This window comes from Halorarum halophilum (assembly GCF_013401515.1).
Classification (GTDB): Archaea; Halobacteriota; Halobacteria; order Halobacteriales; family Haloferacaceae; genus Halorarum; species Halorarum halophilum.
On record NZ_CP058530.1, the window covers coordinates 100,602 to 121,469 of the forward strand.

Sequence of the window (20,868 nt, forward strand, 5' to 3'; positions counted from 1 at the left end):
GGCCGGTTTCGTCCGATTAGCGCCCGAGACGCGTCTCACGCGCGTATCGCTATCGGGGCGTGCCGAGCCGCGATGCGCGTGCGCGAGAACGTCGGCGAACGCCCGTGAGTGCCCCCGTTCGGGGCGGCGGACGAACACGAAACGCGCGAGGGAGGGGACGTCGGCCCCTCGGCAATCCGCCAGAAAACGGGGAGTAGATGGGGCGATTACCGGCAAATACAACCCGGACTCACTTGCACGGATGGTCGAAAGAACCGGTGCATGGACCGTCGCGCGTTCCTTCGAGCCGCCAGTATCGCCGGAGCCGGCCTCGCGGGCCTCGCCGGCTGTTCCTCCCCCCAGGAGGGTGTCGAGGGGGGAGCGGACGGGGGCCAGCCGGGAATCGGCACCGCCACGGACACCGAGACCAGCACCGAGACGGAGGCAGGGGCCGAAACCGGGACGGCACAGACCGGCACCGACGGCGGCGGTGGCGGAACTGGGACCGGCGACGGCGGTGGTGGCGGTGGTGGTAATGGTGGCGGTGGGGGAGGAAACGGCGGCGGAGCGTCCGCCTACGAGTTCCTCGGCCGCGTCGAGGCCTGGATCGGTCAGTCGCCGGCCGCGATCGAGGGCCAGGAGAACCCGACGCTCCAGCTCCAGGCGGGCCAGGAGTACGAGGTCACCTGGATCAACGACGACGGCGTCCCGCACGACTTCACCATCCAGGACGCCGACGGCAACAACCTCCAGCAGACCGAACTGCTCTCCGAGGAGGGGGCGTCCGCGACGCTCACCTTCACCGCGTCGGAGGAGATGGCCCAGTACATCTGCACCGTCCACCCGAACACCATGGTCGGTACCCTCGAAGTCAGCGCCTGAACGTGGACCCCGGGTGACCGGTTCGGGGCGTCGTTCCGTCGAAGCGGGACGCGCCAGGAGGGGTGTCCGGGGTTCTACGAGTCCGAGGTGTTCCCGTCGCTCACGTACTCGGGGTCGACGGTCGGGAAAAACGGAACGCCGAACCGACGGCGCGTCGAGTCGATACCGGCTCGCGGCCGACTACAGGTCCGTGCGGAGGCGGACCTCGTCGTCCGTGACCCGTTCCACCGTTTCCTCCTGAAGCGGGTAGGCGTCCTCCTCGTCGGAGGCGTCGGCCCACCCGAGCTTCGCCGCGACGGTCTCGACGATCCCCGGGTCGGGGTCGACGTACGCCGTGCCGTGGCGGATCTCGACGATCCGACCCACGGTGTCGTCGTTGTATACGACTTCCTTACCGACGTCGTCCTCGGTGACCGTATCGATCTCGTTGTTTACCATCGCGTTACCTCGTAGGGCCGATCCGGGGATAACCTCCGGGGCAGTATTTGCAAGCTACCGGGCCCGTTCACCCTACGTGGTGTGTTCCGCGACCACGGCTCGAAGTCGGTTCATGAGAACCAACTTCTCCGGGTCGTCGACCGCCACCGTCCCGGCACCGTACTCGCAGTCGACGACGTCGGCCTCCTCCAGCTTGGGGAGGTGACTGTGGAACAGTTTGAGCTTGACCTCGTCGGCACGGCCGGCGTCGGGGGCGGGGCCGCGGGCGCCCCGCTCCCCCTCGACGATCGCGTCGACGAGGTCGGCGATCGGGACGGGGGCGTCCGTCCCGAGCGCGTCGAGCAGGTATCGCCGCTGTGGGTGCCCCAGCAGGTCGAACACGTCGTCGACTTCCCCTGACTCCAGCTCGCGCAGTTGCTCCGGTGCACTGCCCGGCGTCGTTTCGGTGTGCGTCATACAGTAGGAGGTACGTTCGACCGAGTATATGCATGTAGCCTCAACACTTAGGTTCGAGTAACGCGCCCGGTCGCCGGGAAGGGATGTGAGAGCGTCTCAACCGACGAGGGGGACGCTCCGGCCCTCTGGGTCGTCGAGAATACCGATAGGGTACCGAATACGGTCGCAAACGAACCGGCTACTCGGATAGTGCCACCTCGCACAGGAGCTTCTCGAACACGGTCGCCTCGGCCTTCCGGAGGTGCTGGTGGAACGTCGGTGCGGTGACGCCGAGCGACTCCGCGACCTCCTCGCCCGTCGCCTCGCGCGGCCACTCGAAGAAGCCGGCGTAGTAGGCGGACTCGACGACCGAACGCTGGCGCTGGGTGAGTTCCGCGAGGACGGACTGCCTGAACCGCTTGGGCGTGGAGGACGGCTCGGGGACCTGCCGCTGCGAGACGAACTCGACGTCCGGGTGCACCTCGTGGACCGTCTCGACCACCCCGCGGACGTCGGTCCCGGGCGAGAGCTGGACGACGATCCGGTAGTCCCTGCTGTCGATGACGGACTCCTCGATCCGGTTCCCCTCGGCGGCCATGAGACAGTGCAACGGCGGCTCCGAGAGGCGCCGCTCGAACCGCACCAGCTCGTCCCCGGCGTCGTCGACGGCAACCTCGTCGACGTACTCGAGCCCGTCGGGCATCGCCCGGAGCGTCTCGACCATCCCCGGGGACGCCGTCCCGTACTCGAGGAACTTCCCGTCGCCGAGCGGAACCGCCCGTTCGAACCGGATGATCCCCTCGCCACCCGGCAGGCCGAGCGTGAGGAACGGGTCGCGGAGTCTGAACTCCACCTCGACGACCTCGTCGTTCGTCAGCGCGCGCTTCCGCTCGATGGCGGCGAAGGCGTGTCCGAGCAGGTCGCCGAGGTGGCCGACGATCTCCCGCTCCTCGTCGCCGAAGGCGCGGTCGCGCGCCGTGGCGACGTTCACCACGCCGTAGACGGTCCCCTCGTGACGGATCGGGACGGCCGCCGTGGCGCGAGAGCGATCCTCGTCAACCCCCTCCCGCCGGGCCGCGTCGCCCCGGTCGGCGTCGTCGCCCCGGACGACCTGCACCTCGCCGGTGCGGACCGCCCGCCCCGTCGGCTCGCTATCCGCCTCGCCGCCCGCACCCAGTTCGACGTCGTCGAGGGGCCCCTCGACGCCCGCCTCGGCGTGCACCTCCACGCGTTCGCGTCGGACGTCCACCGCGCCGATCCAGGCGGACTCGTAGGCGTCAGAGGCGGCCAGTCGCTCGGGGACGAGTCGCTCGATCTCCTCGCGGGTCGACAGCCCGATCGCGGACGCGGTGATGTCGCGGACGATCGCATTGAGGCTGTTGAGCGCGGCGAGATGGTCGCGCTCGGCCGCGAGCGCCCGGTCGGACCTGGATCGGTCGGCGACGTCGACGACGAGGCCGTCGATGGCGACCGGGTCGCCCGACGGTCCCCGGACCGTCCGCCCCAGTTCCCTGACCCGGGTCGTGCGCCCGTCCGCCGTCAGTATGCGGTACTCCACGTCGAACTCGTCCTCGAGGGACAACCCCGTGTGGACCGCCTCCCGGACGCGGTCCCGATCCGCCGGGTGGACGACGTCCTCCCGCCACTTGACCGCGCCGGACTCCAGCATCCCGGGGTCGTAGCCGGTGACGTCGACGCAGCCGTCGCCGACGAACGTGGGCGCGCCCTCTGGATCGCGGCACCGGTAGGCCAGCGCCGGCAGTTCCGAGAGGAGCGCCGACAGGTCGGGGGTCGCTGCGGCCTCGTCGTCGTCGTCGGCCGGTTCGCGGACGACCGCGACGGTCTTCCCGGGGGCAGACGGCCGGGCGGCGTCGAGGCGGAGTTCGCGCTGGAACCGCGTCCCGTCCTCGGCCTCGAACCGGACCTGGACGGCGTCGAATCGGACGCCGTCGGGGGCGTCGGGGGAGTCGTACCAGCCGAGCACGGCCGAGAGCCGCGAGTGGTCCTCCCTGGCGACGACCGTCGAGAGGGACTCGCCGAGCAGTTCCTCGCGCTCGTATCCGATGGGGGAGCGAAAGGCGTCGTTGAAGTCGACGAGCGCCCCCGTGGCGTCGAGCCGACAGACCCCCTCGTCGAGCAGCTCCAGGAGTGAATCGCGGTCGCCGGCCGGTCGCCCCCCCTCGTCCGAGCTGAGTGTCTGGCGCGCGTCTCGGTCGGACATTGTGGTTCCTCAAGACACGACACCGTACAATAAACTACTGGGTCGAACAGCAGGTAGAGCGACTGAAACGGCCGTACTTCCCAATTACGCCCCACTCCACCCCAACTTTAGTTCCGATCCGTACCACTTGGTTACAGGTACGGTGACCGTACCGACTGTGAACCCATTCACGGGGAGTGGTACGCGTCCCCTATGACCCATCAACGCCGTCGCTCGCGTCGACGCGGACGTCGGCCAGCCACCGGAGGAACTCAATCGCGCCGTCGGGGTCGCCGACGCGCAGCGAGGCGGCCGTCCGGTCGCGGTCGCCGACGAGGACGGCGATCCCCCTCCCCGGGAGTGCCCGGAACGCGTCCTCGTCGGTCACGTCGTCGCCGACGAACACCGGGAGGAAATCCGGGTAGTCCTCGCGGAGCCGACGGACCGCGCGGTCCTTGCCGCCGGGGACGTCGGGGCGGAGTTCGATCACCGACTTGCCGTACGTGAGCCGGAGGTCGTCGGCGGGTTCGCCGACGACCTCGACGGCCGTGCGGACCTCGTCGACGCGCTCGGGCGGCGTCCGGCGATAGTGGACGGTCGCGGTGACCCCCTTGTCCTCGACCAGGGTGCCCGGAACGTCCGCCAGCCGCTCCCGGAGGTCCGCGACGGCGCGTTCGATCGCCGGACGGAGCGACGCCGCCTTCGGGTCGACGGTCGACCCGTCGTCGTCGCCGAGTTCGAGGCCGTGGTTTCCGGCGTAGAGGACGTCGTCGATATCGGCACGCTCGCGGAGGTCGGCGAGCGAGCGGCCGCTCACCACCGCGACCTCGACGGTCGGGTCGTCGACGAGGCGCCGGAGCACCGGGCGGGCGCCGGGGTGGAGGGTCGCGTCCTCCGGGTCGTCGACGATGGGCGCGAGCGTCCCGTCGAAGTCGAGACAGAGCAGGATCCCCGGCGCGTCCGAGATCCGGTCGCGGAGTCGCGGCCACGGGTTGCGGAACCGCAGCGCCGGGGGGCCGTGTTCGATGTTCCTCGGCACGTCAGTGCCCCTCCAGACGCGTGGCGCGCACCTGTCCGGCCGTCTCCAGGACGTCGTCGAGCCAGGTCGGCAGGTCGGCCTCGTGGACCCGACGGCGCATCGTGCGCATCCGCGAGTGGCGTTCGCGTTCGTCCATCTCCAGCGCGCGCTCGATCGCGTCCGCGCCCGCGGCCGTGTCGTACGGGTCGAACTCGAGGGCACCGTCGGACAGTTCCTCGTAGGCGCCGGCGAGCGGGCTGAGCAGGAGGACGCCGTCGTCGTCCACCTGCGAGGCGACGTACTCCTTGGCGACGAGGTTCATCCCGTCGCGCAGCGGGCTGACGAGCGCCAGGTCGCTGAACCGGTAGATCCCGCACAGCGCGTCGTGGTCGTACATCTTCGTCGTGTAGACGATCGGCTGCCAGTCGTCGGTCCCGAAGCGCTCGTTCAGCCGATCGATCTCGTCCTCGATGCGGTCGCGGAGCCGCTGGTACGCGGGGACGCGCTCGCGGGTTCCACAGCCCTTCTGGACGTACGTGAGCTCGCCCCGGAGGGACGGGCGGGTCTCGAACAGGTGTTCCAGGATCTCCAGTCGCTGGGGGATCCCCTTCGTGTAGTCGAGGCGGTCGACGCCGAGCGCGAGCGTGACGTCCTCGCCGATGCCGTGCTCGTGGCGGAATCGGGCCTCGAACATCCCGTCCGCGTCCTCGCTCTTCTGCCGGATGTCGTCCGCGTCGACGCCGAGGGGGAACGAGCGGACGGTCGTGACGTGGTCCTCGTAGTGGACCTCGCCGGCCCCCCAGTCCACGGTCGCCTCCGGGAGGAACTCCTCGACGCACTCCATGAACAGCGTGCCGTAGCGCGGGAGGTGGAACCCGAGCAGGTCGTTGCCGAGAAGCCCGTCGAGCAGTTCCGTCCGCTGAGGGCAGATGCGGAACACGTCGGGGGCCGGCCACGGGATGTGGTAGAAGTGCATCAGGAACGCGTCGGGCTCGGCGGTCTTCACCATCCGGGGCGCGAGCGCGAAGTGGTAGTCCTGGAACCAGACGGTCCCCCCGCCCTGGGCGTGTTCGAGCACGCCGTCCGCGAACCGCTGGTTCACCTCCCGGTAGTGACGCCAGTGGTCCCCCTCGAATCGGACCCGGCATGTGTCGGTGTGGCACAGCGGCCACAGCGCCTGGTTCGCGTAGCCGTCGTAGTAGCCGCGAACCTCGTCCTCCGAGAGCCGGACCCGCTGGAGCGTGTACTCGGGGTTCTCGGGCGGCACGGCCACCTGGTCGTCCTCGTCGGCGACCGCGAAGTCCGCCTCACCGTCCCCCCACGCGACCCAGGTGCCGTCGAGCCGTTGCATCACCGGGTCAAGCCCGGCCGTCAGCCCCCCGACCGGGTTGTCGACGGCGATGCTCCGACCCCCGTCCCCGTCGCTCCCGTCGCCCTCGTAGTGGTGCCTGTAGGGCTGCCTGTTGGAGACGAGGACGAGGTTCTCGCCGACCCCGTGGGTCTCCTGCCGCTGTTCGGTGCCCGATGCGGATTCCGAGTTCGAGTTCATTGATCCTGTTCGTCTAGTACGGCCTCACGACCCTATGTCCATTGCTGGCATATTCACCCTCGCCACCCCCGCCGTCCCCCGACGCCGACTGGGAGTTACGGAGGCCCTCCACCGATCCCTTCGACTCGTGAGACGCCCTCGAACGGCGTCGTCCCGTCGTGGGCGGTGTCCCCGGGATCGATCGCACGGGGTCGTCGACGCCGGGACGCCCGCGGTAACAGTCCACGTTGGAAGGACGAGGATGAGGGCGGTCGCGAGCGGACCGTCCACCGCGGGACCGCCGCGACGCCGAGCGTCGTCCGGTGGATCGGTCGTCCCGACCGTCCGTCCACGCTGTGAGGGGTGATGAAGCCGGCGTCGATGGGGTCTGGTCGGATTCGCCGGTATCCCGAGTGGCCTCCCCGGTCGGCGTCCGTGGGACGCGTTCGTCGAGAACCCCCTTCGGGACTGGAGTGACGACCGGCCCGTGTTACCACCACGAACCCTGAAGAGGCCGAACCAGACCCGCTGTGTCCGGACCGACCGTTGCTACTCGTGCGTGCGACCGATCCTCGGTGTGGCGGCCCGTGCCAGCGCGTTGGCTTGCGAATGCAAGCCGAACTTGAGTGTGAGTTTATTTTCGCGCCCGTACGGTTAGTATATTTGTGTGGTCGACGACACGGCGTCCACACGTTCGTTCCCGCCCCCCGCGCCGCGAACGGTTTTATGGGCAGGGGCCGAGAACGGCCTCCCATGGAGTTCGTCCAACTCGACGTCGAACGCGACGGCGCGTCGGTCGCAAACGTCGTCTCGCGGTCGATTCAGGCCTCGTACGCGCTGAGCCCCGAGCAGATCGACGCCGTGGTCGAGGAGGAGTTCGGCGAGGACGCGCTGGCCGAGAAGGCCGACCGCGAGGAGGCCGTCCTGCTCGTCGCACGCGAGGAGGGCGCGGCCGGCGGCGGACCGGCGCAGGAGGAGGACGAGACCGGGGACGGGACGGAGATCGCGGAGGCGGGCGAGGGCGTCACCGTCCAGGGGTTCGCGGAGGGAACCGTCGACGAGGACGGCGCGACGATCAACTGGCTCCAGGTCGACCCCGAGGCCCGCGGTCAGGGGATCGGGACGGGGCTGTTCGAGGAACTCGTCGAGAAGTTCGAGGAGCGCGGGACCCAGAAGATCAGCTCGAACGTGCTCGCGGAGGACATGGAGGGCGGGACGTTCTGCGAGCAGTTCGGCTTCGTCCGCGTCGACGGCGTCGAGGTGGAGTTCGGCGACCAGACACTGGTCGCGGAGGTGTACGCCAACCCGAACGCCGTCGACACGGAGTCGAACGAGGCGTTCGACCCGCTCGAGGAGGGCGAGGACCCGCCGGAGCGGGCCGAGGCGCCCGACGGGACGGAGGTGTTCGTGAACCCGGACGACCCGATCTCCGGCACGATCGGCCCGTTCTTCGAGGTGTCCGAGTCGGCCGACCACGACGAGGTGTACGGCTACTTCTGCGGCGCCTGCCGGACGGTCACGACCGACGTCGACCAGCAGGATCGGGTCGTCTGCCCCGAGTGCGGCAATCGACACCGTCCCTCCGACTGGGACGACTCGTACCTCTGAAGCCAGCAGCCTGCCACTGCAGCCCGACGTTCTATCAGTGAGGAGGAAGTTGCATCGAGCGAGACACTCATGGCTCACGAGACCTCGCGGAGCAGGCGATCGTCCGCACTGTTCTCGAACCTCCAGCGGCTGACGGCCCTCGTCGGCGGCGCGGTCCTGACCCTCGTCGGCGTCGCGGGGTTCCTCGCGTCCGGCGATCAGCTCCTGGTGTTCGGCGTGAACCCGCTCCACAACGGCTTCCACCTGCTCACGGGCGTGTTCGGGCTCGGCGTCGGCCTTGTCGGCACCGCGTACGCCGACGAGTACAACCAGACCATGGCCGTGCTCTACAGCGCGCTCCTGCTGGGCTGGTTCGCCGCCCCGGACAGGATGGTGGAGCTGTTGAACTCGGGCGCCGCCGACGCGGGACTCCACGCGGCGCTCGCGATCGTGTTCGGCCTCGTCGGCTTCTTCGGGGCGATCGCCGGCTACGGGCGCACCTGAGCCGACGCGGGCGCTACTCGTCGAACCCCCCGCCCCCGGCCACGTCGACGCGGCCGCTGGTCACGACGTTCACCGCCACGCCGGTCAGCAGCATGAGGCCGGCCCCGTAGAGCCAGAGCAGGACGACGAGGACGGCGCCGATGGCGCCGTACACCTCGTACTGGTCGGCGAACCCGGTGTACAGCCGGAACCCGCCGGCGAGCGTCGCACAGCCGACCGCCGCGACGACGGCGCCGGGAACCACCTCGCGAACGGTGACGTCCGTATCCGGGAAGACGTAGTACATCGGGAGGAACGCGACGGCGAGGCCGACGATCAGCACGACGGGCGCGATCACGGTACCGAGGGGTCCGGTCGGGAACAGCGCGATGAGCGTGGCGACGCCGGCCGAGACGGCGAGCGCGACCACCAGGGCGACGAGCACGACGAGGCCGTCGCGGGCGCTGTCGACGATCCCCAGATCCTCCGTCGAGCCGTACAGCAGCGAGAACGCGGTGTCGAGCCCGCGGAACACCCGCAGCGCGCTCCAGAGGAGGATCAGCACGCTGATCAGCGAGGCGCCGGCCCGGCCCTCTGAACTGGAGAGCGCGTCGAGGAACAGCGACTGGGCGGTGGGTGTGAGGTAGACGTCCGCCCGCTCGAGCGCCTCGGCCACGATACCGGTGGCCCCGAGGATGCCGGCCAGCGCGACCGCCAGCGCGAGCAGCGGGGGAATCGACAGGAAGGCGGCGAACGCGATGCTCCCGGCGATGAACGACGCGTAGTTGTCCTGGAGCACCGAGACGACGGCCCGCCCCGTCGTCAGCGCCCGCGAGAACTCGGCGCTCGTCGGCACCCGCGAGAACATGCTCGGACGGACGGAGGCGACCGGGAAAAATCCCCGTCCCGGGCCGACCTCCGTCGGCTATCGGCGCGTCGGGTGGCCGGAGGGAGTCACTCCCCGGTGACGTCCTGTCGGTACTCGGCGATGTGTGTCGCCGCCGCCTCGACGTGCTCGTCGACCGTCCCGCCCTCGTCCGTCTCGGACTCCAGCCCGGCGAGCTTCTCGCGCAGTTCGTCGAGTCGGTCGGCGTGCGGACGGGAGTCCCGCGTCTTGTCCCCCTCGACGAGTTCGTCCCCCCCGACGATCTCGTCGAGTCCCTCCCGGACGGAGTGCAGTTGCTCCATCACGTGGCCCCCCGCGTGATCGGCGGCCAGGTCCAGCTCCCGCCGGGCGCGGTCCAGCCGCTCCCCCGTCCCCGTCTCCGACTCGGCCCCCGCGACCTCCGATCGGTCGTCAGCCATGGCCGGCCATTGGTGAAGCGACGCCAAAAGCGCACGGGCGGCGCGTTCCGGTCTCCGATTCCGGCCGCTCAGTTGTTCGAGCCGAACCACGTCCCCAGCGTCAGCCCGTAGACGAGGTGGCTGACGTGGAAGACGAACCGCTCGTCGGGGTCGAGGTCGAGGCCGAGGACACGCTCGAGGAGCACCGACACGCCGAACAGCGAGAGGACCACCCCGTAGACGGCCCCCAGAAGGGTCGCCCGGCGCTCGCGCGTCGCCTCGTCGCCCGAGAGGTGGGGGCCGATCAGCGCGCCGAAGACGCCGCCGGCGGCCGTCCCGTACAGGAGGTGGAGGAGGAGCCCGCGACCGACGTACTCCTCCGGTTCGCCGTCGCCGAGGAACCGAGCCCAGAACCACGCGGTCGGCGGCGGCGACCGCGAGATGGGGATCCGGAACGCGGACATGACGACCGTCGCGACGACCCCGCCGATCAGCCCGACGACGAGCGCGCGGGTCCGCGGCTCGTCGGCGTCGGTCGTCGGCCCGTCCTCGTCGTCGATGACCGACTCGGCGGTCGGTCGTCTCTCCGGGAACATGTGTTCGTTGACCTCGACGGGGGTTCGTGGGACGCGAGGAAAAGCCTTGGCCGCTCCTGCCGGATCGAGTCAGGGGGCGCGTAGTGGCGGTGCGACGCCGAAGGTGTCGGCCCGACGGACGATCCCGGGTAGTTGCGGGATAGTGCGGCCGAGGGCGAGCGGGGGCACCCGGAACCGACGACGAGTAGGCACTCGCTTCCGCGTCGACGGCGGACGAGGGTCCGTATCGACGGCGGAAGGGGGGATCCCTTCCGGATCGGTAGGCTGTTTCGACCGCCGTCCCGTCGTGCGCCTGGCGCAGGTTTATAGCGGACTATGTAGAACAACGGATGTCATCCAAGCCGGAGCTATCGGGCCGGGACCGCGGCCGTCCGCTCCGAGGAGGGTCGGGACGTGATATCATGGTAGCCATACTCTACACCTTCGATCGGGCGTTCATGCGAAAGACGTTCGAGGCGATCGACCGACACGTCGACGCCGAGTCGGCGTACCTCGCGCTCGGGCCCGACGCCGTGGGCGCCTCGACCGCGATACCGGAGGTCGTCCGTCAGCCGGACGAGTCCGTCGACGACCTGGTCGACAGGCTCGACCCGGACGTCGTCGTCCGCAACCACCGCCTCCGACCGGGGGAGTACGGGTTCGACCACGAGCGGACCGTGGTCCACGTCCGCCACGGGGCCTCGGTCGGCCGGGGCGAGGTGGAGACGACGCTCTCGCACCTCGGCGACGTCGTCGACGTGGCGCTCGCCCCGGGCGAGCGGTGGGCCGAACGGTACCGTGAGGGGTTCCCCGACGACGTCGACATCGCGGTCGTCGGCGTCCCCGAGGCCGACCGGCTGGTCGAGAGCGACCGGCCCGGCGAGCGACGGGTGCTGTACGCGCCGACGAACCACAACTACGGCGGCGGGAGCTACCTGAACACCGCCGAGGACGTCCTCGATACCTTCGCGGACACGGAGTACGAACTGCTGTTCCGCCCGCACCCGATGGACCGCCAGGAGGAGCCCGGGAAGTCGGTGACTGAACGCTGCCGCGAGCGCATCGAGGACCTGGGGAACGTCACCTACGACGGGAACGAGACGCCCGGCGAGAGCATGCGCGCGGCCGACGTCCTCGTCTCCGACTACTCGGGCATCGTCACCGAGTGGCTCCACACGGACCGACCGCTGATCCAGTTGACGGCGCTCGACGCCGATGAACGGGCGGTGCCGCCGGCCGGGTATCACACCGACAGGCTGGACCTCGAGACGGTCGACGACCTGTACGCGCACGGCCCGCCCGGGGACGTGCGGGAGCGGCGGTCCGAGTTCCGGGCGGAACTGGGCATCCCGATGGACGGCCGTGCCGGCGAGCGGGCGGCCGCGGAGGTGATGGCGTGCACGGAGTGATCCTCGCGGCCGGTGAGGGGAGCCGGATGGGCGAGCACACGGAGGACGTCCCCAAGGCGTTCATGGAGATCGGGGGGCGGACGCTGTACGAGTACCAGCGCGAGGCGATCGACCCCCACGTCGACGCGCTGACGGTCGTGCTCGGCTACCGCCACGAGAACGTCCTCGGCCGCCTGCGGACCGCCGAGGCCGTCGTCGTCGAGGCGTGGGACGAGTACGACAACGCCGAGTCGCTCTACCGGGCGCTCGAGGGGATCGACGACGACGTGCTCGTGCTCAACGGCGACGTGGTCGTCACCCCCGACGCCGTCACCCGCGTCCGTCGTCGCCACCGCGCCCTCGACGGCGAGAGCGTCGTCGTCCACCTCCCAGGGACCCAGAGCGAACACACCGCCATCCGACTGGACGAGCGGGACCGGGTGACGGAGTACGGGGAGATCTCCGGCTATCGCCACGCCGGGATGGGCGTGCTCGACCGCGACCACATCGACGAGGCGGCGACCCACCTCCGGCGGAACCGGACCGAGTGGTACCCGTCGATGTACCCCACGGTCCCGACCCGCGGCGTCGAGATCCCCGAGTCCGACCACATCGAGATCAACAGACCGCGGGACAGGCGCGCCGCGATGGGTCGACTGCCGCTCTAGCCCGCGGCGACTGCTGCCCCAACGTTGAATGGGCGGGGTCCCCTACGGCGGACCACTGGTCGAGAATGGATATACGCGACGCCTGTAGCCACGAGTTCGAGTCGGTGAGCCCCGAGACGACCCTCTCGAAGGTGCGCGGCGCGTTCACCACCAACGAGCGGGCCCGGGTCGTCGTCGTCCTCGACGACGGCGACTTCGTGGGCGTTGTCACACGAAAACAGCTCCTCGCGTCCAAGCACTCGCCCGACGAGAAGGTCCGGTCGGTGATGGGGACCCCCCCGCGCGTGAGCCGGACGGAGGACGTCAGGGAGACGGCGCGGCTGTTCGTCGAGAGCGGCGTCGACCTGCTCCCGGTGTTCGAGGGGGACGAGTTCTTCGGCGTCGTCACCGTGCGGGACCTGCTCGAGCACGTCCAGGAGTTCCTCGACGCGCTCTCGGTCGAGGACGTCGCCACGCGCGAACTCGTCACCGCCGAGCCCGACACGACGCTGGGCGAGGTGATCAACGACATCCGCGAGTTCGGCATCTCCCGGCTCCCAGTCATCGACGAGGACGGCGACCCCGTCGGGATGGTGAGCGTCTACGACCTCGTCGGGTTCACGGTCCGCGAGATGCAGCGCCAGCAGGGCGGCTCCACGGAGGGGTTCGACGAGCACGGTGGTCGGGGGTCGCGTGACGACTACAACGCGACCGGCGGCTTCGGCGAGCGCGCCGGTTTCGCCGCGCGGATGCTCGACCTCCCGGCGCGGAACCTGATGAACACCCCCGCACACACCATCGAACCGGACCGCCTGCTCGACGATGCAGTCGAGCGGATGCTCGAGAACGACATCTCCTCGCTCGTCGTCGTCGACGGCGACGGCCGGCCGGCCGGCATCGTGACGACGACGGACGTGCTCCGCTCGCTGACGTGGACCGAGGAGGAGCACATGCCCGTCCGGGTGTTCGGCGTCGACCTCATGGACCTCCTCACGCGCGAGGAGATCGCCGACCGCGTCGAGGCGATCGAGGCGAAGTACGACGAGATGTCGGTGATCGAAGCGCAGGTCACCTTCCAGAAACACCGCGAGAGCAACCGGGGGATGCCGCTCATCCGGGCGACCGTCCGACTGTTCACCGACCGCGGGACGCACGCCGGGACCGGTGAGGAGTACGGCGCGGAGGCGGCGTTCGACGGAGCCTGCGACCTGCTGGAGCGGAACGTCCTCGACGAGAAGGGTCGTAACAGCATCAAGCGGAAGCCCGAGGACGCTCGGGAACGGAACGAACGGCTGCTCGAGTGGTGGCTCGAGCCCTGAGCACCGAGTCGACGGTCGAACCGAGGTAGCCTCGGCGTCGTCGTGGTCGGGAGGTGAGCGCTCGACGCGCTCCCCGGTCGGGCCGACGGTGCGGCCCGCCGTCGCTGTCACGACGAGTAGCGGTCTCGGGGGCCCTCGATTCCCCACCGGTGAGGGCGCTGCACTCTCCGACCTTCTGCCTGACAGTGCGGGGGTTGGGGACTGCACCCAGCCCATCGGCAGCGAACGCCGGCGCGGCCCGAAACGGGCTTAACCCGACCTGCGGCCCGCCGTACGCCGTCTCCCGGCACGGAGTCCGGACCCCGGAGCCGTGACGGAATAGGGGATGGCTGTCTGCAACTGCAAGGTGGCGCGCGCGAGCGAAATGGGGATTACAATGGTAGCTTTGTAAGCCCTTCAGAGTCGACCTCCGTTCGATCACGGCCCGCCTCCCCGGTAAGCCGACCTTGGTGCCAGGTAACGCACGGAAATCACCGATGGTGGCGACGACGGCGCGACCGGCGTCGCGGAAGTAACGCGTGGTTGTTCGGCGGACACACCCCGTATAACCTCGACCGACGACCAGTCGCGGACCGTCGTTCCCGGCCGGCGGACGAGTAACCCGCCGTGGGGACCGGATCCCGCTCACGTCTATCGGTTCTCGCGGCGGCGGTCCGGCGTCGCCACAATGGCTTTACGGGAATCGATGGAACGTTCGCACTGACCACCGAACGTGGTCCCGACCCCACCGCCGGCGTCCGGACGGTTCGGCTCGGTGTCGACCGACGTTCGAACGCCCGGACGGAGCGCGTGGGACGGTCGGACGGCGAGCCACCACCGAGAGAGACCAGCCACATCAGCAGCGGCATCAGCGGGAACCGACCGACGAGCGCAACCGACGAAACGCGACCCATGAGCCAGCACAATCCTGACACGGATCGAGGCCGGGAACAGCAGTGGAACCAGAGCGACCACCGGCAGCGCGGGCAGCCACGGGAACACGGTCAGCGAGGCGAGGAGCGACGGCAACGGTCCCAGCAGATGGAACAGCAGGGCGACCAGCGACACCAGCAGCAGTGGAGAGGCCAGCAACAGGGGCAACAGTACGGTCAACAACAGGGCCAGCACGGAGGACAGGGAGGTCAGCGGTACGGCCAACAGCAGCAGGGCCGGCACGGGCGACAGAGCGGCGGCGAGCGCCAGTCCGGGTTCGGACACCAGGGCCACGAACAGCAGCAACAGGGACACCAGCAGCACGGACAGCAGCGACACCAGCAGGGCGGTCAGCGACGCGAGCGAGGGGAGGGACGACAGCCCGGCCAGGGTAACCGCCGGTACAACCAGCGCCGGCGAGGCGGGAACGAGCGGTCACCCCCGTCCGGGGACGACGGGAACCGACGATAAGCGGGAATCCGTCCCGAGTAGGCTCCCTCAACGAACCCCCACGCGGCCGCCGCCGCCTTTTTCGGGTGCTCTACCGCAGGCAGACGGTCGGACGACGATTCCGCCACGTCGCGGCGTACGGTCACCCTGTTCGGGCTGGACACTTGGCTAACAAAGTGAATGGCGACCCGAGTGGCGAAGGCATGGATTCGACCAGACAGAAGCAGGAAGGCGCGAAGGCGGCCAGACAGACGGGGATGGACCCGGCGATACTCGCATCGGCGGGCTCCGTGATGCTCTCCTGGTACTACTTCTTCGTCCAGGGTGACCGGCTGCGCGGGCTCTTCGTCGGGCTCTGGGCGCCGACCATCCTCGCGTTCGCGAGCTACTTCAAGCAAACGCGGATGAGCGACAGGATGCAGCGCGCGATGGGGAAGAGCGGCCTCTCGAACCGCGTCCAGCGGATCGTCGAGGAAGTCGGCCAGTAGAGTCGGACGGATCTGAAAAGAGAGCGGCGGTTCGACGATCGAAACTGACCGGGTCGCGACGGCCCGGTCAGTACCGCGTCGATTGCGACCTGATTATCCCGGTGGCTTTGTTGAGTTGCGACCCGAGCAGCACGAGGACGTCGTCGAGCGTGACGATCCCCTCGAGACCCCCCTCGTCGTCGACGATGGGGAGCCGGCGCACGCTCGCCTCCTCCAGGGTGTTGATCGCGTCGAAGACGGTCGTCTCGGTCGTCGCGGTGACGAGGTCGGTGTCCATCACCTCCTGGACGGATCGCTCGGCGAGGTCCGCCGTCTCCTCGAGCGCGAGCGCGATGGCCCTGTCGGTGACGATGCCGACCGGCTCGTCGTCCTCGACGACGACGACGGAGCCGACCTCCTCCTCGGCCATCGTCCCGACGACCTCAGAGATCGGCTCGTCCGGCTGGACGGTGACGACGTCCGTCTGGACGACCTGCTCGAGCGTGACCGGCTGGAGCTGTGACCGCTGCCCCCGTGCCTGCTGGCCCGTCGTCCCCGGGGGCTGCATCTGGGCGGGCTGCTGGGACTGCTGCTGGGGCTGGGCGCCCGACTGCTGGTACTGGTACGCCGCCCCTCCCTGCTGCTGACCGTAGCCTCCCTGACCCTGCTGACGCTGCTGGTCGTATCCCTGCTGACCGATTCCCTGCTGCTGGGGCGGTTGTCCGTAGCCCTGCTGGCTCGACCCCTGCTGTCCCTGCGGAGTCGTTCCCGCCTGTTGCTGCTGGGTCACTCCTCCCCATCGCTGCCGACCCCCTCCCTGCTGTCCCTGGTTGGGCTGCTGTTGGGGCTGACCCTGTGGAGGCTGCCCTCCCCGCTGTTCGTACCCCTGCTGGGTGCCCCGCTGTTGACTCCCCTGCTGCCCCTGCTGGGGGGGCTGGGGTCGATAATACGATTCTCCCGGCCGGGCGTATGGATCGTCCTCTGGGTTTCCGTACATGGTGGTACCTGCTGGCCGACGCTGGTCGCGCTGGCGTGGAAGGAGTACGCGTGACGGTCAGATAAAACGGTGGGACGGGGTCCGACACACCGCCGGACGACGGCTCGAGCGGGGCCGAATCCGGCGGGAAGCAGCTCGTCGAACCGTGTTCGCTCGTAATCCATTTATAACAAAGGCCGCAGTTCCCGGTGGAAGGGTATGGCCCTCATCGACTCGGTACTCGTGTTCGTGGTGAGCCTCTTCATCGGGGCGCTCGGGATCTACGTCGGCGCGCGCGTTTTCACCCACACCGACGACTACACGTACGCGATCGTGACGGCGCTCATCGGCGCCATCGTGTGGGCCGCGATCGCGTTCCTGCTCGGGTGGATCCCGTTCCTCGGGCCGCTGCTCGCGCTCGTCGCGTACCTGGCCGTCATCAACTGGCGGTACCCCGGCGGCTGGGGGAGGGCCATCGGCATCGCGCTCGTCGCGTGGGTGTCCGTGCTCGTCATCCTGTACGTGCTGGCACTGTTCGGTCTCGCCACCTTCGATGCGGTGGGAGTGCCCGGAGCCTGACGGCTCGCGGGGCGAACGGAGCGGCCAGGAGAAGGGAGAGAGGGGACGCTACGGCGGCGTGATGGCGATTTCGCCGCTGCTGTACACCGTCACCCGGTAGTCCTGCACGCTGAACGCCACGTGGCCCGGCGGCCGGGGTGTCCCGTCCGTCTTCGGGGCGAACAGCCGGTCCAGGGCGTCGGGGTCGACGCTGTCGTACAGCGGGAACTCCGTTCCCGTGACGTCCTCCCCCATCACGTCGGCGAGCGCGTGGACGATGGTCGTCGTCAGGTCGGCGGATCCGGTCGGGTCGTGGTGTACGTAGTACGTGTTCGGTTGCCGGGTTCGGGGTCGTTCGCAGGTCCGGGGAGGGTCGTTCGGTGGTTCGTCGATCATCACGGTTCAGTCACCGCTGTTTGGAGCCACTCCACACATCCGTCTTTCGAATGAGGTAGGAGTTCGTCGGGTTATCGCCGTTAGCGGGCGTCAGACTGCAAAACCTCGATGTCGGGCCGTCGTCGAGAGCCGACACCGACCCACCGCCCGCGCCGCCGCGTTCACCGGCTGCGCTCGCGGTCGTCCGCGGACCCGGACTGCCCGGAGGAGGTTCGCTGCCGGTACCGCCACACGTCCCCGTCGGCCCGGCTCACGCCGGGCAGCTCCGCGAACGCATCGCGGACGCACTCGTCCCACCACGTGTCGGGCGTCGGGTAGTCCGCGGGGTGATCGTGGTACGCCGCCGCGGCGATGTCGGCCTCGGACGCCTCGCCCTCCCGCCGGAGGAACCCGAACGCGGCGCGCACGGCCTCGCGCTCGGACGGTTCGAGCTCGAGCGACTCGATGGCGTGCTTGACGCTCCCGTAGGGCTGGTGACCGGGTCGCGCGAGCCGACGCGTCCCGTCCGCCCCCGGCGTGTTCACTTCGGCGGGACCGGCGTAGCGCCAGGGCTCGTCCGGATCGACGGGCGCGACCACGCCCGGGAGGGCGGCCAGCGGGTCGCGGACGAGGTCGGACCACCACGCGTCGCCCGTCCCGTAGTCCGCCGGGTCCTCGCTGTAGATGGCGTCGACGAGTTCGTCGACGGTCGCCTCCCCCCAGTACCGGAGGAACGCGAACGCCCCCCTGACCGCCTCCGCCCCGTCGGGCCCGAGACCGAACATCCCCAGCACGGCCTCGATCTCGGGCGAGGTGTCGATCCGGTTGTCCCTCTCGCCGGCGGACGTGGCCACGACGCGCCGCCCGCTGTCGGTCCGCTGTACCCGTCCGTCGCCCGGGTCGGTGACGAGCCCGTTGTCCGCGAGGTCGGCCAGTCGTGCGTCGAGGTCGGCCCGTCCGACGTCGAGCTCCGCCGCGAGCTCCTCCGCGAGCTCCTCCGGGGAGCGGGCCTCGGTGCCGAGGGCGTTCAGTATCGTCCGGTCCGCTGCGTCGAGTTTCATCTCACACGGGGTGAGGCGGGGCTCCCCCTTCAACGTGGGCGTCCGAAGAAAGCGACCGGTCGGGCGTCGACCCGTCCGGCGGTCGGTCCGGATGGACCGTCGGCCGAGGGTCGACGAGCCGTCGGTCGGTGTCGGTCGTCAGTCGTCGTCGTCGGTCGGCTCGCCGCCGTCCGCCTGCGGGGCGCCGCCGGGCGCGGGAGTCCCCGAGGACGCGCGGTGCATCCAGCGGTCGATGTTGTTCGAGACGTAGGTGTGTCCGCCCCAGCCGAACGCGATGCCGGCGCCGAGCGCGAGGGCGGCTGCCAGGCCCCACGCGACCGCCTCCGCGAACGTGTAGAGGATGGTGACGTCGATCCCCATCGTGTCCAGCCCGATGACGATGGCGATGAAGTAGAGGAACATCCGGGTGCCGGTCGCGAACCAGGACGTGTACGCCGTCTGGGTCGCCGCGCGGGTCCGCGTGATCACGTCCCCGATGAAGTCGGCGACGACGAACCCGATGAGGATGACCAGCAGGCCGGCGATGAACGCCGGGAGGTACGAGACGGCCGTCCCGATCCACTGCGAGAGCAGCGGGATGGCGAGGACGTTCGCGGCCGCCAGCACCGAGAGGGCGACCACGAACCACTTCGTGATCGACCCGAACGTCTGGGAGACGGCCGACTCCGTCCCCCCGAACGTTCGACCGAGCGGCGTATCGAGGACCATCCGGTCGAACTCGACGCTGTCGGCGAGTCGTTGAACGACCTTCCCCGCGGCGACGCCGAGGATCCACCCCACGGCGAGGATGACCAGGGCGCCGACCAGTCGCGGCAGGAAGGCGACGATCTGGGCGATGGTCTCCTGGAGGAACTCGGGAATCTGTACCTGTATCACGGCTGACGCTGCTGTTGGCTGCATCTGTATACCTCGCCCCGTTTTCAGTTGTCGTAGCACTAAGGAGCGACCTTGCAGACTCCGGAAGCTTAAGTACCGAAACGAGGTTTCGTTACTAATTCGCCGCTGTCAGCGCCTGTGTGAGACGTTCAGCCGTTCCCGGGAAAGTTCACGTGGGGCACACAACATACAAGCAAATCTGCGTGGTTGGTGGTCACGCGGGAGGACGACGACCATGAGCCAGCAACAGCATCCACCACGACCGACGGAGAACCGGCAGCAACAGCAACAGCCGATCGAAGGGGGGCAGTCGACGCAACAGCAGCCGATGGAGGGGCAACAGTCCATGCAGGGGCAGGGGATGGAGCCGCAACAGCAATCGACCCAGCAACGGCCGATGGAACCACAACAGCAGCAGTTCGGCATGCAGCAGCAGCCCGGCCAGCAACAGATGGGTCAGCAGCCGGGTCAGGGGCAACAGCTGTCCGGACACGAGTTCCCGACGAAGACGCATCTCCCCCCGGAGACGCGGCGCGGGTCGATCGAACTCCTCAACCAGGCGCTCGTCGACACGACGGACCTGCTGACTCAGGTCAAGTTCGCCCACTGGAACGTCCGAGGCGAGAACTTCTTCCAGCTCCACGAGCTGTTCGAGGAGCTCGCGGAGGAACTGGAGGAGCACGCCGACGAGATCGCCGAGCGGGCGACCTCCCTCGGCGGGCAGGCGATGGCCACGACCCGCATCGCGGCGGCGACCTCGCGTCTCCCCGAGATGCGGACCGACGCGATCCGGGGAACCGAGTACGTGGAACTCGTCGCCGAGCGGGTGGCGATCCACGACGCCAACCTGTCGGCGGCACTCCAGGCGGCGACAGCGAACGAGGACCTCGACACGGCCGACCTGCTCAACGAGATCTCCCGGGAGGTCGGCAGGTACCGGTGGTTCCTGGAGGCTCACTTCATCACCCAGCCGACCGGAAGCGAGGGCTCCGTGGGCCAACAGCCGGGCATCGGAGACCAGCAGCCCGAGATGAGCGGTCAGCAACCCCGAACGAGCAGTCAACAGCCCGAGATGGGAGGACAGCAGTTCGGCATGAGCGAACAGCAACCGGGTATGGGAGGTTCCCAGCCCGGTATGGGAGCATCGCAGTCAGGCATGGGAGAACCGCAGCCCGGCATAGGAGAATCGCAATCCGGTATGGGCGGTCAGCAGTCGACCCAGCAACAGCCGCCGACGGGCGTTCAGCAGATGCAACCGCCGTCGATGGACGCGCAGGTCGGCGGCGAACAGCAGCAGCCCCGGCAGCAGTCGGATCACCAGCGGTCCTCCTACTGATAGGGGGACGATTCGCGCCCGGCGGGCGGTGACGCGACGGTGACCGACACCCCTTGATCACGGCGCGTCCCCGTTAGTCGGGACGCGTCGCCGG

Annotated in this window: 22 protein-coding genes; 9 read left to right on the plus strand and 13 right to left on the minus strand. The window is 69.4% G+C overall.

Translation table 11 applies throughout. From position 1 onward, the window contains the following. Positions 1 to 261 precede the first annotated feature (261 nt). On the plus strand, positions 262 to 861 hold the full coding sequence (locus tag HUG10_RS22055) for a cupredoxin domain-containing protein (protein ID WP_179171228.1): 600 nt from the start codon (positions 262 to 264) through the stop codon (positions 859 to 861). A gap of 180 nt (positions 862 to 1,041) precedes the next feature. Here the strand turns inward: HUG10_RS22055 and HUG10_RS18780 are convergent, their stop codons facing one another. From HUG10_RS18780 to HUG10_RS18800, 5 genes are all read right to left on the minus strand, one after another. Then, positions 1,042 to 1,299 (minus strand): PRC-barrel domain containing protein, encoded by a 258-nt coding sequence (locus tag HUG10_RS18780; protein WP_179171229.1) that lies wholly within the window; start codon positions 1,297 to 1,299, stop codon positions 1,042 to 1,044. Between the two features lie 72 nt (positions 1,300 to 1,371). Continuing rightward, the gene (locus tag HUG10_RS18785; RefSeq protein ID WP_179171230.1) at positions 1,372 to 1,755 is read right to left on the minus strand and encodes a DUF7344 domain-containing protein; all 384 of its coding nucleotides are present in this window, start codon (positions 1,753 to 1,755) and stop codon (positions 1,372 to 1,374) included. Between the two features lie 178 nt (positions 1,756 to 1,933). Continuing rightward, the gene (locus HUG10_RS18790; protein ID WP_179171231.1) at positions 1,934 to 3,955 is read right to left on the minus strand and encodes a bacterio-opsin activator domain-containing protein; all 2,022 of its coding nucleotides are present in this window, start codon (positions 3,953 to 3,955) and stop codon (positions 1,934 to 1,936) included. Between the two features lie 190 nt (positions 3,956 to 4,145). Then, a complete protein-coding gene (gene otsB / locus HUG10_RS18795; RefSeq protein WP_246310385.1) occupies positions 4,146 to 4,973 on the minus strand; it encodes a trehalose-phosphatase in 828 nt (275 codons plus the stop codon). Position 4,974: 1 nt separating this feature from the next. After that, positions 4,975 to 6,501 (minus strand): alpha,alpha-trehalose-phosphate synthase (UDP-forming), encoded by a 1,527-nt coding sequence (locus HUG10_RS18800; protein ID WP_179171232.1) that lies wholly within the window; start codon positions 6,499 to 6,501, stop codon positions 4,975 to 4,977. Between the two features lie 732 nt (positions 6,502 to 7,233). On the opposite strand from HUG10_RS18800, the gene HUG10_RS18805 reads away from it, so the two are divergent. Both HUG10_RS18805 and HUG10_RS18810 read left to right on the plus strand, forming a co-directional pair. Next, complete coding sequence (locus tag HUG10_RS18805) at positions 7,234 to 8,088, plus strand: GNAT family N-acetyltransferase (protein WP_179171233.1); 855 nt, start codon at positions 7,234 to 7,236, stop codon at positions 8,086 to 8,088. A gap of 69 nt (positions 8,089 to 8,157) precedes the next feature. Further along, complete coding sequence (locus HUG10_RS18810) at positions 8,158 to 8,571, plus strand: DUF4383 domain-containing protein (RefSeq protein ID WP_179171234.1); 414 nt, start codon at positions 8,158 to 8,160, stop codon at positions 8,569 to 8,571. Between the two features lie 13 nt (positions 8,572 to 8,584). Here the strand turns inward: HUG10_RS18810 and HUG10_RS18815 are convergent, their stop codons facing one another. From HUG10_RS18815 to HUG10_RS18825, 3 genes are all read right to left on the minus strand, one after another. Beyond that, on the minus strand, positions 8,585 to 9,418 hold the full coding sequence (locus tag HUG10_RS18815; protein WP_179171235.1) for a YihY/virulence factor BrkB family protein: 834 nt from the start codon (positions 9,416 to 9,418) through the stop codon (positions 8,585 to 8,587). An 86-nt stretch (positions 9,419 to 9,504) separates the two neighbouring features. Continuing rightward, complete coding sequence (locus tag HUG10_RS18820; protein ID WP_179171236.1) at positions 9,505 to 9,855, minus strand: DUF7553 family protein; 351 nt, start codon at positions 9,853 to 9,855, stop codon at positions 9,505 to 9,507. Between the two features lie 68 nt (positions 9,856 to 9,923). Beyond that, on the minus strand, positions 9,924 to 10,430 hold the full coding sequence (locus tag HUG10_RS18825; RefSeq protein WP_179171237.1) for a hypothetical protein: 507 nt from the start codon (positions 10,428 to 10,430) through the stop codon (positions 9,924 to 9,926). 401 nt (positions 10,431 to 10,831) lie between these two features. Between HUG10_RS18825 and HUG10_RS18830 the strand changes: the two genes are divergently transcribed. The 3 genes from HUG10_RS18830 to HUG10_RS18840 all read left to right on the plus strand — a co-directional run bounded on the left by HUG10_RS18830 (position 10,832) and on the right by HUG10_RS18840 (position 13,763). Continuing rightward, positions 10,832 to 11,818, plus strand: coding sequence for a CDP-glycerol glycerophosphotransferase family protein (locus tag HUG10_RS18830; RefSeq protein WP_179171238.1), 987 nt, complete (start codon positions 10,832 to 10,834; stop codon positions 11,816 to 11,818). Next, positions 11,806 to 12,465 (plus strand): NTP transferase domain-containing protein, encoded by a 660-nt coding sequence (locus HUG10_RS18835; protein ID WP_179171239.1) that lies wholly within the window; start codon positions 11,806 to 11,808, stop codon positions 12,463 to 12,465. Before HUG10_RS18830 ends, HUG10_RS18835 begins: the two co-directional genes overlap by 13 nt. Positions 12,466 to 12,530: 65 nt before the next feature. Beyond that, on the plus strand, positions 12,531 to 13,763 hold the full coding sequence (locus HUG10_RS18840; protein WP_179171240.1) for a CBS domain-containing protein: 1,233 nt from the start codon (positions 12,531 to 12,533) through the stop codon (positions 13,761 to 13,763). Between the two features lie 630 nt (positions 13,764 to 14,393). On the opposite strand, the gene HUG10_RS18845 is transcribed toward HUG10_RS18840, so the two are convergent. Next, positions 14,394 to 15,014 carry a hypothetical protein gene (locus tag HUG10_RS18845; RefSeq protein ID WP_179171241.1) on the minus strand — a complete coding sequence of 207 codons (621 nt, stop codon included), beginning with the start codon at positions 15,012 to 15,014 and terminating at the stop codon, positions 14,394 to 14,396. A gap of 314 nt (positions 15,015 to 15,328) precedes the next feature. Between HUG10_RS18845 and HUG10_RS18850 the strand changes: the two genes are divergently transcribed. Beyond that, positions 15,329 to 15,613: a hypothetical protein gene (locus tag HUG10_RS18850; RefSeq protein ID WP_179171242.1), complete on the plus strand. Its 285-nt coding sequence runs from the start codon at positions 15,329 to 15,331 to the stop codon at positions 15,611 to 15,613. A 67-nt stretch (positions 15,614 to 15,680) separates the two neighbouring features. Here the strand turns inward: HUG10_RS18850 and HUG10_RS18855 are convergent, their stop codons facing one another. Then, entirely contained in the window at positions 15,681 to 16,589 is a 909-nt protein-coding gene (locus HUG10_RS18855) for a CBS domain-containing protein (RefSeq protein WP_179171243.1), read from the minus strand. 198 nt (positions 16,590 to 16,787) lie between these two features. On the opposite strand from HUG10_RS18855, the gene HUG10_RS18860 reads away from it, so the two are divergent. Then, on the plus strand, positions 16,788 to 17,147 hold the full coding sequence (locus HUG10_RS18860) for a hypothetical protein (protein ID WP_179171244.1): 360 nt from the start codon (positions 16,788 to 16,790) through the stop codon (positions 17,145 to 17,147). 48 nt (positions 17,148 to 17,195) lie between these two features. Here HUG10_RS18860 and HUG10_RS18865 read toward each other — a convergent pair whose 3' ends face one another. The 3 genes from HUG10_RS18865 to HUG10_RS18875 form a co-directional block, all read right to left on the minus strand. Continuing rightward, the gene (locus tag HUG10_RS18865; protein ID WP_179171245.1) at positions 17,196 to 17,522 is read right to left on the minus strand and encodes a HalOD1 output domain-containing protein; all 327 of its coding nucleotides are present in this window, start codon (positions 17,520 to 17,522) and stop codon (positions 17,196 to 17,198) included. A gap of 161 nt (positions 17,523 to 17,683) precedes the next feature. Further along, complete coding sequence (locus HUG10_RS18870; RefSeq protein ID WP_179171246.1) at positions 17,684 to 18,562, minus strand: hypothetical protein; 879 nt, start codon at positions 18,560 to 18,562, stop codon at positions 17,684 to 17,686. Between the two features lie 138 nt (positions 18,563 to 18,700). Continuing rightward, the gene (locus HUG10_RS18875; protein WP_179171247.1) at positions 18,701 to 19,462 is read right to left on the minus strand and encodes a mechanosensitive ion channel family protein; all 762 of its coding nucleotides are present in this window, start codon (positions 19,460 to 19,462) and stop codon (positions 18,701 to 18,703) included. A 211-nt stretch (positions 19,463 to 19,673) separates the two neighbouring features. Here HUG10_RS18875 and dps point away from each other — a divergent pair, with 211 nt between their 5' ends. Beyond that, on the plus strand, positions 19,674 to 20,774 hold the full coding sequence (dps, locus tag HUG10_RS18880; RefSeq protein WP_246310393.1) for a DNA starvation/stationary phase protection protein Dps: 1,101 nt from the start codon (positions 19,674 to 19,676) through the stop codon (positions 20,772 to 20,774). Positions 20,775 to 20,868 lie beyond the last annotated feature (94 nt).

Coding starts and splice junctions, on each gene's coding strand:
- HUG10_RS18870 (WP_179171246.1), bottom strand. CDS start 18,562: ATGAAACTCGACGCAGCGGACCGGACGATACTGAACGCCCTCGGCACC.
- HUG10_RS18800 (WP_179171232.1), bottom strand. CDS start 6,501: ATGAACTCGAACTCGGAATCCGCATCGGGCACCGAACAGCGGCAGGAG.
- HUG10_RS18855 (WP_179171243.1), bottom strand. CDS start 16,589: ATGTACGGAAACCCAGAGGACGATCCATACGCCCGGCCGGGAGAATCG.
- HUG10_RS18860 (WP_179171244.1), top strand. CDS start 16,788: ATGGCCCTCATCGACTCGGTACTCGTGTTCGTGGTGAGCCTCTTCATC.
- HUG10_RS18810 (WP_179171234.1), top strand. CDS start 8,158: ATGGCTCACGAGACCTCGCGGAGCAGGCGATCGTCCGCACTGTTCTCG.
- HUG10_RS18850 (WP_179171242.1), top strand. CDS start 15,329: ATGGATTCGACCAGACAGAAGCAGGAAGGCGCGAAGGCGGCCAGACAG.
- HUG10_RS18780 (WP_179171229.1), bottom strand. CDS start 1,299: ATGGTAAACAACGAGATCGATACGGTCACCGAGGACGACGTCGGTAAG.
- HUG10_RS18790 (WP_179171231.1), bottom strand. CDS start 3,955: ATGTCCGACCGAGACGCGCGCCAGACACTCAGCTCGGACGAGGGGGGG.
- HUG10_RS18815 (WP_179171235.1), bottom strand. CDS start 9,418: ATGTTCTCGCGGGTGCCGACGAGCGCCGAGTTCTCGCGGGCGCTGACG.
- HUG10_RS18865 (WP_179171245.1), bottom strand. CDS start 17,522: ATGATCGACGAACCACCGAACGACCCTCCCCGGACCTGCGAACGACCC.
- HUG10_RS22055 (WP_179171228.1), top strand. CDS start 262: ATGGACCGTCGCGCGTTCCTTCGAGCCGCCAGTATCGCCGGAGCCGGC.
- HUG10_RS18875 (WP_179171247.1), bottom strand. CDS start 19,462: ATGCAGCCAACAGCAGCGTCAGCCGTGATACAGGTACAGATTCCCGAG.
- HUG10_RS18825 (WP_179171237.1), bottom strand. CDS start 10,430: ATGTTCCCGGAGAGACGACCGACCGCCGAGTCGGTCATCGACGACGAG.
- HUG10_RS18830 (WP_179171238.1), top strand. CDS start 10,832: ATGGTAGCCATACTCTACACCTTCGATCGGGCGTTCATGCGAAAGACG.
- dps (WP_246310393.1), top strand. CDS start 19,674: ATGAGCCAGCAACAGCATCCACCACGACCGACGGAGAACCGGCAGCAA.
- HUG10_RS18820 (WP_179171236.1), bottom strand. CDS start 9,855: ATGGCTGACGACCGATCGGAGGTCGCGGGGGCCGAGTCGGAGACGGGG.
- HUG10_RS18785 (WP_179171230.1), bottom strand. CDS start 1,755: ATGACGCACACCGAAACGACGCCGGGCAGTGCACCGGAGCAACTGCGC.
- HUG10_RS18805 (WP_179171233.1), top strand. CDS start 7,234: ATGGAGTTCGTCCAACTCGACGTCGAACGCGACGGCGCGTCGGTCGCA.
- HUG10_RS18840 (WP_179171240.1), top strand. CDS start 12,531: ATGGATATACGCGACGCCTGTAGCCACGAGTTCGAGTCGGTGAGCCCC.